10 protein-coding genes and 3 pseudogenes are annotated in these 14,069 nt (G+C 71.7%); 6 read left to right on the forward strand and 7 right to left on the reverse strand.

From position 1 onward, the window contains the following. Positions 1–417: pseudogene (locus tag ACTWQJ_RS30435) on the reverse strand (SGNH/GDSL hydrolase family protein); the annotation flags it as partial. Positions 418–751: 334 nt separating this feature from the next. Here ACTWQJ_RS30435 and ACTWQJ_RS30440 point away from each other — a divergent pair. Continuing rightward, complete coding sequence (locus ACTWQJ_RS30440; protein WP_443309739.1) at positions 752–1,159, forward strand: DUF6278 family protein; 408 nt, start codon at positions 752–754, stop codon at positions 1,157–1,159. A 220-nt stretch (positions 1,160–1,379) separates the two neighbouring features. Here ACTWQJ_RS30440 and ACTWQJ_RS30445 read toward each other — a convergent pair whose 3' ends face one another. Next, on the reverse strand, positions 1,380–2,948 hold the full coding sequence (locus tag ACTWQJ_RS30445; RefSeq protein ID WP_443309740.1) for a CocE/NonD family hydrolase: 1,569 nt from the start codon (positions 2,946–2,948) through the stop codon (positions 1,380–1,382). 303 nt (positions 2,949–3,251) lie between these two features. Between ACTWQJ_RS30445 and ACTWQJ_RS30450 the strand changes: the two genes are divergently transcribed. Then, positions 3,252–4,112, forward strand: coding sequence for an alpha/beta hydrolase (locus ACTWQJ_RS30450; RefSeq protein WP_443309748.1), 861 nt, complete (start codon positions 3,252–3,254; stop codon positions 4,110–4,112). A gap of 1 nt (position 4,113) precedes the next feature. Further along, entirely contained in the window at positions 4,114–5,382 is a 1,269-nt protein-coding gene (locus ACTWQJ_RS30455; protein ID WP_443309741.1) for an MFS transporter, read from the forward strand. Positions 5,383–5,418: 36 nt separating this feature from the next. Here ACTWQJ_RS30455 and ACTWQJ_RS30460 read toward each other — a convergent pair whose 3' ends face one another. The 3 genes from ACTWQJ_RS30460 to ACTWQJ_RS30470 all read right to left on the reverse strand — a co-directional run bounded on the left by ACTWQJ_RS30460 (position 5,419) and on the right by ACTWQJ_RS30470 (position 7,434). Then, a complete protein-coding gene (locus ACTWQJ_RS30460) occupies positions 5,419–5,898 on the reverse strand; it encodes a response regulator transcription factor (RefSeq protein WP_443309742.1) in 480 nt (159 codons plus the stop codon). Between the two features lie 186 nt (positions 5,899–6,084). Continuing rightward, positions 6,085–6,543 carry an SDR family NAD(P)-dependent oxidoreductase gene (locus tag ACTWQJ_RS30465; protein ID WP_443309743.1) on the reverse strand — a complete coding sequence of 153 codons (459 nt, stop codon included), beginning with the start codon at positions 6,541–6,543 and terminating at the stop codon, positions 6,085–6,087. Between the two features lie 123 nt (positions 6,544–6,666). Beyond that, positions 6,667–7,434 (reverse strand): hypothetical protein, encoded by a 768-nt coding sequence (locus tag ACTWQJ_RS30470; RefSeq protein ID WP_443309744.1) that lies wholly within the window; start codon positions 7,432–7,434, stop codon positions 6,667–6,669. A 126-nt stretch (positions 7,435–7,560) separates the two neighbouring features. Here ACTWQJ_RS30470 and ggt point away from each other — a divergent pair. Further along, positions 7,561–9,354 (forward strand): annotated as a pseudogene (gene ggt, locus ACTWQJ_RS30475) (gamma-glutamyltransferase). A gap of 3 nt (positions 9,355–9,357) precedes the next feature. Here ggt and ACTWQJ_RS30480 read toward each other — a convergent pair. Both ACTWQJ_RS30480 and map read right to left on the reverse strand, forming a co-directional pair. After that, the gene (locus ACTWQJ_RS30480; RefSeq protein ID WP_443309745.1) at positions 9,358–11,895 is read right to left on the reverse strand and encodes an ATP-dependent Clp protease ATP-binding subunit; all 2,538 of its coding nucleotides are present in this window, start codon (positions 11,893–11,895) and stop codon (positions 9,358–9,360) included. 221 nt (positions 11,896–12,116) lie between these two features. Next, positions 12,117–12,887, reverse strand: coding sequence for a type I methionyl aminopeptidase (map, locus tag ACTWQJ_RS30485; protein ID WP_443309746.1), 771 nt, complete (start codon positions 12,885–12,887; stop codon positions 12,117–12,119). Positions 12,888–12,919: 32 nt separating this feature from the next. Between map and ACTWQJ_RS30490 the strand changes: the two genes are divergently transcribed. Next, a complete protein-coding gene (locus ACTWQJ_RS30490) occupies positions 12,920–13,171 on the forward strand; it encodes a helix-turn-helix domain-containing protein (protein ID WP_443309747.1) in 252 nt (83 codons plus the stop codon). Between the two features lie 127 nt (positions 13,172–13,298). Further along, positions 13,299–14,069 (forward strand): annotated as a pseudogene (locus tag ACTWQJ_RS30495) (hypothetical protein); the annotation flags it as partial.

Here is a 14,069-nt window from a genome sequence, read left to right on the forward strand (position 1 = left end):
GAGCGGACCCCGGCGCCAGTCGGGCGCGCCGAGCACATACGTCGACTGGCTCCCGTCGGCGTACGAGACCGTGCCCGAGCCGGTGACCTCGTCGCCGGCGGTGCTCGCGACCAGGAAGGCGAGCGCGTCGCCGGTGCCGTACAGCCACACGCTCTGGCCGTCGGCCCGGACGTTGTCCGGCTCGCCCGCCGCCCGGTCCGGCCAGGTCAGCGTGGCGCCCTGCACGGTCAGCGCGCGGCCCGGCGTCCAGCCCGCGGCGTCGAGGTCCTGGGCGGACAGGGAGGCGCCCGAGCCGTCGAAGTCGGCTTCGGCTGGGCTGGTGTCATCGCTGACGGCCGTGTTGTCGAAGAGCTGCTCCAGCGGCAGCGGCGCGGATGTCTCCTCGACGGTGGCCTGTGCCGAGGTCGTGAGCAGCACGGATCCGAACAGGATGAGGACGGCTGCGAGCCCCCGGACACCTCGGCGTACCAACCGACCCTCCCTGTTCTCCGATGATCCGGACTGACCGGGCTGACCGGGCTGACCGGACTGACCGGACTGACCGGGCTGACCGGACTGACCGGGCTGACCGGGCTGAGCGCGCTGACCGGACTGGTCCGGACCGAGACGACGACGCACGTGAAGCTAGAAAGGAGGCAGCGGGCCGGTCAACGAACCATGAGCGAACACGGCATGAAACCGCCCGGACGACCGGACACGACCACCCGCGCGCCTGTGGTGCGCACGCGGGTGCGAATGACAGGCTGGACGTATGAACATCCCTTTCCTCGGCCACCGCCGCCAGCGGCCCCCGATCCCCGACCCCACGGGCATCGCCGAGCTCCTGGCCGAGTGCGAGCTGCTCCGCTCCCAGGCGGGCCGGGCGGGCGTCCGACTCGACGACACGTCAGCCTCGTTGGAGGCGCTCGACCAGCTGCTGCCGCGCTGGCGGGACGACGAGGAGATCCTGCCCTGGCTGGGCAACGACGCCGGTCTGTACCTGGGCACCGTCATCGTGCGCACGGTGCCGGGCGCGGCCTGGGAGATCTGGCCCGACGGCCAGCCGGTGGTGCGGCTGGAGTCCGGCCGCGAGTTCGACGTGGTGGCCTCCGGTCACGAGTGGGCCGCGAATGGTGTGCCGGAGCTGTCCCAGCTGTACGCGGAGGTCGCCGAGTCCTGACCCACCCGCACCGAGCGGGGGACCGGCCCCCGCCCCCATCTGCTGTTCGACACCGGCTCGTTGACGCAGTCCGAACCTGTGTCTCCCGACCGGCCGGAGGCCGGGTCCCTGCCCTGCACAACCGGTCGGGCCATCGCTGCGCACCTCGACTACTATGTGCCGTTCATCCCGTAGGGGGCAGCAGTACCCCGCGCCAGGCCCGCCCGGCAGCGGCCGCAGATCACTGCTCGCGCAGCGGAATCGACACGTACGACGGGTCGTTCGCCGGCGAGGAGAAGGTCAGCCGCCCGCCGGACGGGTTGTGCTCGATGTAGAGGGGGTCGACCGTGTCGACGACCAGGGCGAGACGGTGCCCTGCCGGGACGTCGTAGGCCGTGGAGAACAGCTCCAGGTCGACGCCGAACGGCTTGCCGGGCGTCTGCCCGTGGAAGGTGAACGGCGCGTTGCTGACCAGCTTGCCGAGGCCGAGCGGGCCCACGTCGTAGAGGTACGCGACGAGGGTTCCGCTCTCCTTGGTGGGCGTGATGGTCGTGTGCAGCTTCGCCGTACCGCGCACGTGCTGGGTGGTGGCGTACTTCTCCGACTGCCAGACGGCGGCCCAGCGGCGCGGGAGCAGGGGGATCGAGGCCATCGGGGGGACCTGGGCGACCTGGTCGAGGATGCTCGACAGGAAGATGATCCCGCCGTCCGCCCCGGAGTTGACGTTCGTGTGGATCGTGGTGGTGTCCGCGAGGGCGATCTTCCGGCTCGTCGCGGTGACCGACTTCCAGTCCGGGTAGTCCTCGTAGCCGCCCCCGGAACGGGACTTGAGGCGGACCGGCTGTTCGCGGTCGATGCCGTTGTCCGCGCCCTTGAGGTGGTGGTCGAACCAGCGCCCGGTGTCGGTCCACACGTCGTTGGGCAGCCCGAACAGTCCCGTCACCTCGGCGGTGGCGTGGTCGCCGGGGCGCAGCTGAAGCCTCTTGGGGACGGTCAGCTTCTCGTAGAAGTCCGCGTACTGGTTGGGCGGGAAGATCGTGTCGCCCCAGGCGTTGGCGAGCATGACCGCGGTGCCGTTGGCGTTGAAACGGTCGACGTAGGTCGCGGGGGAACGTTTCTTCCCCCAGGCGATCATCTCGTCCTCCCGGTCCAGATGGGAGGCGAAGAAGTCCTTGAAGATCTGTTGGAGTTCGGGGCTGGGGCGGCCGGTGAGCGTGCCCGCGCCGTTCAGCAGGGCGGCGGCCTGGGAGTGCTGGGTGCGGCCGGAGTAGATCGAGTCGATCAGGTCGGCCCAGCCGCTGAGTGCGGCGACCGCCCGGACCCGCTTGTCGTGCGCGGCGGCGAGCAGGCTGATGCCGGCCCCGTACGAGACGCCCGCCATGCCGATGTGTCCGGCGTCGGACGGGGTGTTGGCGAGCGCCCAGTCGATGACCCTGGACGCGTCGGCGATGTCGGGCGGTCCGGCGACCTCGATGTGTCCGCCGGACTGCCAGAAGCCGCGCACGTTGTAACTGACCACGACGTACCCGGCGTCGGCGAGCTTCTGGGCCTGGGCGAGGTACTCGATCTGGGGCAGGCCCCAGCTGGTGGGCAGGACGAGCAGTGGATAGCGGTCACCGGCGTCGGCGCCCGCGGGCATGACGACGTTCGCCTTGAGGGCGGTGCCGCCGTCGCCGGTGATGTCGACGAAGCGGACGCTGTTGGGGGCCGCCTGGGCGGCGGGGGCGAGCCCGAGGGCGCTACCGGCGACCAGGGTCGCGGAGACGGCGCCCACGGCGGTCGTACGCAGGGCCTTGCGAGGCAGTCCCACGGGTCACTCCTCACTCGTGTCAGTGCAAAGTGACCCGACGGTAACCGCGCACCCTTACCGCAGGTAACCCGTCGGTAAGTTACGTGGCAGTAACGATTGAGCGCTGAAGTTCTTCTGACGTGCGTCCGACCTCGGTCATACACAGCGGTGCAGGAGCTTGCAAACCGGAGGAAGGCCTGAACTCGGCCGTCTTGCGGGGCCGTAGAGCGCCCCGCAGGCTGGAACGCGTCCAGCACGTCGGGTAATGAGAAGGGAGGCGTTGTGACGCAAGTCGTGCCGGCCTCGGAACAGCCGGCGGCAGCGATGTCCGCCGAGGTGCGGCCGATCACGCTCGACGCAGCGGGCGTCTCCCTGTCCGGGCTGCTGGCCGAGCCGGAGCGGAGTGCGCCCCGTGCGGTCGTGGTCGCCCTGCACGGCGGCGGTATGAGCGCGGGTTACTTCGACGGGCAGGCGCATCCCGACCTGTCCCTGCTCGCGCTGGGAGCACGGCTCGGTTTCACCGTGCTCGCCCTGGACCGCCCCGGCTACGGCTACTCGGCCGCCCGGCTCCCGGACGGGCAGACGCTCGCCGAGCAGGCGGTGACGGTGAGCTCGGCGATCATGGAGTACGGCGAGCGGTATCCGACCGGTGCCGGTGTGCTGCTCGTGGGTCACTCGTACGGTGGAAAACTGGCCCTGCACCTGGCCGCCGACGGGTCCCTCGAGAGCCTCCTCGCCGTGGACGTGGCCGGGATCGGCCACCGGTTCGCCGTCGACCTGGGCAGCCTCGCCCAACTGCACGGCGTGCGGCAACGGCGGTTGAACTGGGGTCCGTTGACGTTGTATCCGCCCGGTACATTCCTGGCGAGCGAGCGGGTGGTGGCGCCGATGCCGCGCCGCGAGGCCGAGGGGGTCCGGGACTGGCCCCGGCTCTGTGACACGTTGCTGCCCCGGGTGCGGGTGCCGGTTCGGCTGACCTTCGCAGAGCACGAGGCCTGGTGGCGGAACACCGACGAAGACCTGGCCGACCTCGCCGGACGGTTCACGGGCGCGCCCCGCGTCCTGGTGGAGCGGCTGCCGGGCGCCGGACACAACAGCAGCCTGGGGTGGGCGGCACGGGCGTACCACCTGCGGGTGCTCGCCCACCTGGAGGAGACGCTGACGCCGCCGAGGCGGCTGCCCTGACATGACGTCGGCCGCAGGGGTACTGGCCTCGCTGCGCATCCGTAACTTCCGGCTGTTCGCCACCGGGCAGGTCGCCTCCGTCGCCGGTACGTGGATGATGGTGGTCGCCCAGGACTGGCTGGTCCTGGAGATGACCGGTGACTCGGGCACCGCCCTGGGCATCGTGACGGCCCTGCAGTTCACCCCCATCCTGCTGTTCACCCTGTACGGCGGGCGCCTGGCGGACCGCTACGACAAGCGGGCGCTGTTGACGGCCGCGAACTCGGCGGCCTGCGTGCTCGCGCTCGCGCTCGCGGTCCTCGTGCTCACGGATGCGGTGCGGCTGTGGTGGCTGTATGTCTTCGCCTTCGCTCTCGGCCTGGTCAACGCGGTCGAGGTACCGGCCCGGATGTCCTTCGTCAGCGAACTGGTCGGTGCCGAACTGCTGCCCAACGCCTCGGCGTTGAGCGCCGCGTACTTCAACGTCGCGCGCGTCGTGGGCCCTGCGGCCGCGGGGCTCCTCGTCAGCCTCCTGGGGACCGGATGGGTGATGCTGCTCAACGCCGTCAGCTATCTGGCCACGGTGGCCGCGCTACGGCGGATGGATCCCGGGGCACTGCACCGTACAGCGCGCACGGCGGACCGGTCGGGGGTCGGGGACGGACTGCGCTATCTGGCGGGTCGGCGTGACCTGGTGATCGCGCTGTCCCTGGTCGCGGTGATCGCCGTGGCCGGCATGAACTTCCAGCTGACGCTGCCGTTGCTGGCCAAGACCGTCTTCCACGCCGACGCCTCGTCCTTCGGGCTGGTCACCACGGCCTTCGCGGCGGGCTCCCTGACGGCCGCGTTCTCCGGCACCCTGCGCCGCAGCCGGCCGTCCGCCCGCCTCGTCGCCGGTTCGGCGGCGCTCTTCGGGGTGGCCGAGACGGCGACCGGCTGGGCGCCCACGTACCCGGCCGCCCTCGCCCTGCTGTTCCTCACCGGCTTCGCCACGACCCACTTCGCCCAGGCCGCCAACCACCGCGTCCAGATGGGCAGCGAGCCGAGCTACCGGGGTCGGGTACTGGCCCTGTACACGCTGATTCTGCAGGGCTCCACGCCTCTGGGCGCGGTACTGGTCGCCTGGCTCTCGGAACAGGCGGGAGCGCGGTCGGGCTTCGTGGTCGGGGGCCTGGTTTCGCTCGGGGCGGCGGGGGTGGCGCTGGTGGTGGGGGAGGGGGCGACGGTGTCGGGCGCCGACACGGCCGTACGGGAGAAGAAGGGGGCAAAGGAACGCGGGGTCGCCTCTTGAGCGGCGCCGTGCACCACGGGGCGGAACCACCCGGCGTCACAACCCCCCGAACCGCAAGCCCACCCCGCACACCGTCACGACAACGCCCGGCTCTCCCAACTTGCCGCGCAGGGCGCTGACATGGGTGTCCAGAGTGCGCGACGCGCGGGACGACGGCGCATGCCAGACCTCCCGCAGAAGCCGGTCCAGGGCGACCACGGTACGCGCTTCGCGGGTCAGGCAGCGCAGCAGATCGAACTCCTTGCGGGTGAGGTCCACCGTCCGCCCGTGCACCCGCACCTCGCGGGCCCGCGCGTCCAGGTGCAGGGCGCCGAGCGTCACCGTGGCCGGGGACGGGCCGGGCAGTCCTCGCCGGCTCAAGGCCTCGATCCGGGCGAGGAGCTCCTGGAAGTCGTACGGCTTGGCCAGGCAGTCATCGGCGCCGACGCGCAGGCCGAGTACCCGCTCGACCGGCCCGGCGCCGTAGGCGAGGAGGATGACCGGGGTGGGGGCTGTCTCCCGGATCCGGCGGCACACCCGCAGGCGTCGAGGTCCGGCAGCCGCAGGTCGAGCAGGATCAGATCCGCCTCACGGTGCGCCGCCAGGGCCGCCCGCCCGGTGCCGACCGTCATCGTGCGGTAGGCGTTGCGCCGCAGCTCCCGTACCGGCGAGTGCGCCCGGGCGCGCGGGCTCTCGGCCACCAGAATGCGCATGGGACTCCTCTCAGCCGGTCCGGGGCCTGCCCGGGACCGCGGCCAGCAGATCGCGGGTGTAGGGGTGGGCGGGGGCGTGGAACAGGTCGTCCGCGGTCGCGCTCTCCACGACGCGTCCGGCCCGCATCACCGTCACGCGGTGCGCGATCTGCCGTACGACGGCCAGATCGTGGGAGACGAACAGGTAGGCCACGCCTGTGTCGGCCTGCAGCTCCGCGAGCAGTTCGAGGATCTGGGCCTGCACCGAGACGTCGAGGGCCGAGACCGGTTCGTCGCAGACGACCAGGTCGGGCGAGAGCGCCAGCGTTCGGGCGTGATCGAGGAATGACGCTGCCTTGGCCGGGTCGCGGCCGATGATCACGACCGTGTCGCCCCGTTCCAGCCGCAGCTCGGCGAGTCCGCGGCCGATGCCGTCGGTCCCGCCGGTGACGACCACGGTCTTGGGCGCGTCGGGCGCCGGAGCGTTCATGGGTACCCCTCTTCCCTCCGTAAGCGGTCCAGCGCGCACGCCCGTGCAGGTCCAACTCCCTTGATCCGCCCGGCATTTCCGGAACGTGACCCGAACCTGTATTCCGCCGCCGTCACACGACGCTCAGGGCTTCGCCCGATGCGACGTGCGCGTCGGTGCAGGTGCCGGTGCCGGCAGGGGCTCCTGCGCCGCCCGCGTCACGTCCGCGACCAGTTCGACCACGTCCGGGCCGTACGCCTGCGAGTTGACCACCTTCAGCAGCAGGACGAAGGACTTGGTGCCGTGCTTGCGGGCCAGCCGCTCGTGGTTGCGGGCGAGGTAGCGGGTCGCGGCCTGGTTGGTGATCGCGCGCTGCCCGCAGAAGAGGAACACCGGCCGTGCCTCGCGCCGTTCACCCGCGGTGAGGCGGGCCAGCAGGACGTACTCCGTAACGCCGGGATCCATGGGGTAGCGCTCACTGCCGATCTGGAACGCGCCCCGGTCCGGGCCCGGTTCCGGGTCGATGTTGACTCGCACGCCGGGCAGCATCGCCGCCATGTGGGCCAGCATGCGCCGGTTGGAGCCGGGGCCGCCGACGCAGAACTCGGTGCGTTCTCCGAAGCTCTGCTGGACGTTGTCCTGAGTCACCATCTGCACGTGCGCCCCGCAGTCCTTGATCAGCGCGGCGAGCTCCAGCAGGGCGAACACGTCGAACCGGTGGACCGCGGGCTCGGAGGTGGCCGGGTCGCGGTTGACGACGAGCAGGGACTCCGAGTTCTGCGGCAGCCCGAGGAACGCCTGCTTGCGGCGGAGCTTGCGCCTCCAGAGGTAGGTGCGGGCCAGCCAGCCGATCGCGGCACTGAGGCCGGCCGCGATCACGCCCAGGACGATGTTGCGCACGTCGTCATTCATGGGCGCGCATGGTAGCGGGCGCAGGGAAACCGTGTTCGAGGTGATGCCGGCGCGCAGGTGTGTGATCCTGACGGGGGCATGGCAATGGATTAGGCTGCGCGAACCGGTTCCTGACTGGAGGTGCGGATGCGTCGCCCTGTCGTGCGGAAACTGACGGTCCTGGCGGTGTCCGCCGCCGTGGTGTCGGTGGGGGCCGCGGCGCCCCCGGCCCCCACGACGGCACCGGCCGAGAAAGTCCCGGTCGCCGTCGGTCACGGCGGCGCGGTCGCGAGCGTCGACGCGGACGCCTCCGCGGCCGGGATCGAGGTGCTGAGGAAGGGCGGCAACGCCGTCGACGCGGCCGTCGCCACCGCCGCCGCACTGGGCGTCACCGAGCCCTACTCCGCCGGCATCGGCGGAGGCGGCTACTTCGTCTACTACGATGCCAGGTCCCGTACCGTGCAGACCATCGACGGCCGCGAGACCGCGCCGCTGACCGCCGACTCGGACCTCTTCCTGGAGAACGGCAAGCCACTCGCCTTCGCCGACGCCGTCAGCAGCGGCCTCGGCGTGGGCACCCCGGGCACGCCCGCCACCTGGCGGACGGCACTCGACAAGTGGGGCAGCAAGCGGCTCGCCACCCTGCTCGCGCCCGCCGAGCGGCTGGCCCGCGACGGCTTCACCGTCGACGCCACCTTCCGCGCGCAGACCGCCGCCAACGAGACCCGGTTCCGCTACTTCCCCGACACCGCCGAGCTGTTCCTGCCGAACGGTGAACTCCCCGTCGTCGGCTCCACCTTCAAGAACCCCGACCTCGCCCGCACCTACGCGGAGCTGGGCAGGAAGGGCGTCGGCGCGATCTACCGCGGCGACATCGGCGACGACATCGTCGACACCGTCGACAAGCCGCCGGTGGACCCGGCTTCGGGCTGGAACGCCCGGCCCGGCGACCTGTCCGAGAAGGACCTGGCTGCCTACGACGCCAAGCTCCAGGCGCCCACGAAGACCACGTACCGCGGCCTCGGCGTCTACTCCATCGCCCCCTCCTCCTCCGGCGGCACCACCGTCGGCGAAGCCCTCAACATCCTGGAGAGCACCGACCTTTCGAAGGCGAGCGACATCCAGTACCTGCACCGCTCCATCGAGGCGAGCCGGATCGCGTTCGCCGACCGCGGGCGCTGGGTCGGCGACCCCGCCTTCGAGGACGTACCGACGCAGGAACTGCTGTCCCAGCGGTACGCCGACTCCCGCGCGTGCCTGATCAAGGACGAAGCCGCGCTCACCAGCCCGCTAGCGCCCGGCGATCCGCGGAATCCGGCGGCCTGCGCCGCGGGCGGGACGGCGGCGCCGACGACGTACGAGGGCGAGAACACCACCCATCTGACGGTGGCCGACAGGTGGGGCAACGTCGTCGCCTACACCCTCACCATCGAGCAGACCGGCGGCAGCGGCATCACGGTCCCCGGCCGCGGGTTCATCCTCAACAACGAGCTGACCGACTTCTCCTTCGCCCCGGCCAACCCGGCCGTGCACGACCCGAACCTGCCCGGTCCGGGCAAGCGGCCACGGTCGTCGATCTCGCCGACGATCGTGCTCGACCGGCACAACAGGCCGGTGGTGGCGCTGGGTTCGCCCGGCGGCGCGACCATCATCACCACCGTGCTGCAGACCCTGACCGGCTTCCTCGACCGCGGGCTGCCGCTCGTCGACGCGATCGCCGCGCCGCGCGCAAGTCAGCGCAACGCCGCCCAGACCGAGCTCGAACCCGGGCTGTACGACAGCGAGTCGAGGAAGCGGCTGGAGGCCCTCGGGCACTCCTTCCGGCTCAACCCGGAGATCGGCGCGACCACGGCTGTGTAGCGGCTGCCGGACGGGAAGTGGCTGGCCGCGGCGGAGAAGGTACGGCGGGGCGGCGGCTCGGCGATGGTGGTACGGCCGTAGCCGTCACTGGCGTGTGCCGGCGGTCGTACGGAAGTCGAGCCGCCGCTCCGTCACGTCCACCGTCACCCGGTCGCCTTCCGAGACGCTGCCCTCGAGAAGCAGCCGGGAGAGCTGGTTGTCGACCTCGCGCTGGATGGTGCGGCGCAGCGGGCGGGCGCCGTACTCGGGCTGGTAGCCCTGGCGGGCCAGCCAGTCCACGGCCGCGTCGGTGAACTCGACGGCGATGCCCTGCGCGTGCATCAGCCGCCGGGTCCCCTCCAGCAGCAGGTTGGTGATCCGGTACAGCTGGTCCTCGCTGAGCTGGCGGAAGATGACGATCTCGTCGATGCGGTTGAGGAACTCCGGGCGGAAGTGCTCGCGCAGCGGACGCATGACCTGCTCGCGGCGCGCCTCCTCGTCGGCCTCGGCGCCGCCCGGCCCGAAGCCGATGCCGGCGCCGCGCCGGGTGATCGCCTCGGAGCCGAGGTTGCTGGTCATCACGATGACCGTGTTGGTGAAGTCGACGGTGCGGCCCTGGGCGTCGGTCAGCCGGCCGTCGTCGAGGACCTGCAGGAGGATGTTGAAGACGTCCGGGTGCGCCTTCTCCACCTCGTCCAGCAGGAGCAGTGAGTACGGGTGCCGGCGTACGACCTCGGTGAGCTGGCCGGCCTCCTCGTGGCCGACATAGCCGGGCGGGGCGCCGATCAGCCGGCTGACGGTGTGCCGTTCCTGGTACTCGCTCATGTCGAGCCGGACCATGCGGTCCTCGCTGCCGAACAGGGCCTCGGCGAGGGCCCGTGCCAGCTCCGTCTTGCCGACCCCTGTCGGGCCGAGGAACAGGAAGCTGCCGATCGGCCGGTCCGGGCTGGAGAGCCCGGCGCGCGAGCGCAGCACCGCGTCGGACACCACCCGGACCGCCTCCTCCTGGCCGACGACCCGCTGGTGCAGATGCTCCTCCAGACCGAGCAGCCGGTCCTTCTCCTCCTCGGTGAGGCGGCTCACCGGGATCCCGGTCAGCCGGGACACCACCTCCGCGATCGCCTCCTCGGTGACCTCCAGATGCTGCCCCTCGTCGGCCTCGTCCTCGCCGGCGGCGTCGGCGATCCGCTGCTTCAGCTCCGTGATCCGGTCGCGCAGCTGCATGGCCTGCTCGTACTGCTCGTCCGCGACCGCCTGGTCCTTGTCCCGGGCCAGCTGCTCGGCCTCCCGCTCCATGGCCCGGACGTCCGTGCCCTTCGTACGGGCCCGCAGCCGCACCCTCGCCCCGGCCTGGTCGATCAGGTCGATGGCCTTGTCGGGCAGGCGGCGGTCGGTGAGATAGCGGTCGGACAGCTCGACGGCGGCGACCAGGGCCCCGTCGGTGTAGCGGACCTGGTGGTGGGCCTCGTAGCGGTCGCGCAGCCCGCGCAGGATCTCGATCGCGTCCGTGGTGGTCGGCTCGGGGACCAGGATCGGCTGGAAGCGGCGGGCCAGCGCCGCGTCCTTCTCGATCCGTCGGTACTCCTCCAGCGTGGTGGCCCCGACGATGTGCAGCTCCCCGCGGGCCAGGGCCGGTTTGAGGATGTTCCCGGCGTCCATCGAGCCGCCCTCGCCGCCCCCGCCGGCGCCGACGACGGTGTGCAGCTCGTCGATGAAGATGATCAGCTCCTCGGAATGGGCGCGGATCTCGCCCACGATGTTGTTCATCCGCTCCTCGAAGTCGCCCCGGTAGCGGGTACCGGCGACCACGCCCGTCAGGTCCAGGGCGACCACCCGGCGGCCGGTCAGCACGTCGGGCACGTCGCCGTCGGCGATCCGCTGGGCCAGGCCCTCCACGATGGCGGTCTTGCCGACGCCCGCGTCACCGATGAGCACCGGGTTGTTCTTGCCGCGCCGGGAGAGCACCTCGATGGTCTGCTCGATCTCCTCGTCCCGGCCGATCACCGGGTCGATACGCCCCTGGCGGGCCAGGTCGGTGAGATCGCGGCTGTACTTGTCGAGCGTCGGGGTCGCGGCGGCCCGCGGTCGCTCCGTACGGACCGGTGCGGAATCCGGCGCTTCGGCCGGCAGACCTCCGGGCGCGAATCGGGCCGCGTTGAGGATGTGTCCGGCGGCGGAGTCCGGGTTGGCGGCCAGGGCGCTGAGCACGTGCTCGGGGCCGATGTAGCCGGTGCCGCTCGCGCGGGCCAGGTCGTGCGCGTCCAGCAGGGCACGCTTGACGGCCGGGGTGAGGGACAGCGACGTGGGCGACGGGACCTCGCCCTGCGGGTGCTGGACCGGGCCGGAGCGCTCGTCTATCTGCGACGCCAGCGAGTCGGGATCGGCGCCGGAGCGGCTGAGCAGGCTGCGGGTCGGTTCGGTGGCGAGGGCGGCCCGCAGCAGGTGCTGGGTGTCCAGGTCCCGGCTGCCGTGCTCGGCGGCGTACTGGGCGGCGCCGCGTACGAGTTCCCTGGCCGGCTGGCTGAGCAGCTGGCCGATGTTGATCTGGCGTGGGCCGGGGCGTGGGCCGCTGAAGAAGCGGGCCAGGAACTCGCCGAAGGGGTCTGAGTTGAAGCCCTCGGGGCCGGGGAAGCCGCTGGTCATCTCAGTTCCGTTTCGCTGATCGACATGCCGGGTGCACGAGTGCCCTTGCGCTGCGCGGCTATGCGTGGGTGTGCTTCTAACACCCTGGCACGATCGGTTGCGGGCGGCATGTTCTCGGGCGCCTACGGTCCGGGGGCTCGATCGAGTTGTGCGAGTGCGGGTTGTCGGGGGGGCTTGTCGCGCAGTTCCCCGCGCCCCTGGGGGGCGTGCCCCTGAGGGCGCTAATTCCTTGCCGTCAGGATGCGGGGCCCTGCCTGCGTGATCGCTACCGTGTGTTCCGTGTGGGCTGCGCGGGAGCCGTCGTTGGTGCGGAGGGTCCAGCCGTCGGGGGACGTGTGGTAGTCGTCCTTGCCGCCTGCGATCAGCATCGGCTCGATGGCCAGGACCATGCCGTGGCGCAGGGGGAGACCGCGGCCGGGGCGGCCCTCGTTCGGGACCGGGGGGTCCTCGTGCATCCGGCGGCCGACGCCGTGGCCGCCGAAGCCGTCCGGGATGCCGTACCCGGCCGCGCGGCACACCGAGCCGATGGCGTGGGCGATGTCGCCGATGCGGTTGCCGACGACCGCTGCCTCGATGCCGGCGTTCAGGGCCCTCTCGGCGGTGTCGATCAGTCGTAGGTCGGCCGCGCGGGGCGTGCCCACGACGAAGCTGATCGCCGAGTCGCCGACCCAGCCGTTCAGTTCGGCGCCGCAGTCGATGGAGACCAGGTCGCCGTCGCGCAGGCGGTGGCGGGTCGGGATGCCGTGCACGATCGCGTCGTTCACCGAGGCGCAGATGACGGCGGGGAAGGGGGTGGGTGCGAACGAGGGGCGGTAGCCGAGGAAGGGGGAGGTCGCCGCCGCCTCGCGCAGCACCTCGCGGGCCACCTCGTCCAGCTCCAGCAGGGAGACGCCGACGTCCGCGGCCGCTCGTACGGCGGTCAGTGCCCGCCCGACGATCCGGCCCGCCTCGCGCATGGCGTCGATTGATGTGTCCGTCTTCAGCTCGACCATGCCAATTACTATACCGGTATTAGAATGACGGCATGGTGCGCACCCCGTTGACCCCGGAAGAACGTGAACGCGGCGAGCGGCTCGGACGGCTGCTGCGTGAGGCCCGCGGTGGCCGCAGCATGGCGGACGTCGCGGCGAACGCGGGTATCTCCGCGGAGACGCTCCGCAAGATCGAGACCGGCCGTGCCCCGACTCCGGCCTTCTTCACGGTGGCCGCGCTGGCCGGAGCCCTGGGTCTGTCGATGGACGAACTGGCCGGAGCGTGTACGTCGGCAGCGGTGTGATGTCACTGTTGGGGTCCGGGTGATCTGAGGCTTCCGCGTTCCCTCTGAAAACTCCCCGTAGCGAGCCTGTAACACGGCTGGTGTTGTCTACGGAACCGGAGCGCTCCGGTCTTGCGGGGGTTGAGCGATGACAGTGGATCAACTCCCCGGTCAGGTGCGGGAGTTCGCGAACTACCTGGACGGCCTGCTGGCGCGCCTGGATCAGGGCGGCGGGTGGTGTGCCGTGTTCTGGCAGCGCGACCCCGAGGGCATGCAGGCCTGCCTCGACGGGCGTGAAGTGCCGCCGTGGGACGTCGTGGAGGCGCTACTGCAGGACCTCGCCGCGGAGTACGGCCCCGGCGTCGCCGGCCCGGAGAAGGAACAGGCCCGCTCCCTGCACGCCGCCGCACTCCTCGCGTACGACGCCACGCTCGGCGGCCGGGACGCCCTCGGGGACCGGCTCGACGTCATGCTCCGCGAGCAGCGCTACGCCGCCGAACGGCTCGCCGAGCTGGGGCGGTTGCTCCATACCGCCACCACCCGGCAGGACGCCGACGCCATCCGCCTGGACCTCGCCTGGGCCCGCGACGACCATGAACGCGCGACCGCACGGTGTGCCGAACTCCGGTCCCGTATGGAGGAGTTGGAGCGACGGGCGGTGGGCGGTCAGGTGCACGGCATGCAGGCGATCCGGCCGCGGAACACAGGGGAGGGCCCTGTGCTGCACGCCGGGACCGACTCGTACGGCTCCCAGACCCGGCCCCGCCCGCAGCCGGCCCCGTCCCCGCACCCCCCCTCCGGCCACCCGGCCGCACACTCCGCCTCCGGCTACCCGGCCCCGCACCCCGCCCCCGGCCACCCGGCCTCCGCCCCGTCCGCGCAGCCCACCGGCTTCACCCCGGCCGCCGCTGCCCCGCAT

This window comes from Streptomyces sp. KR55, from assembly GCF_052245645.1.
GTDB lineage: Bacteria > Actinomycetota > Actinomycetes > Streptomycetales > Streptomycetaceae > Streptomyces > Streptomyces flavusporus.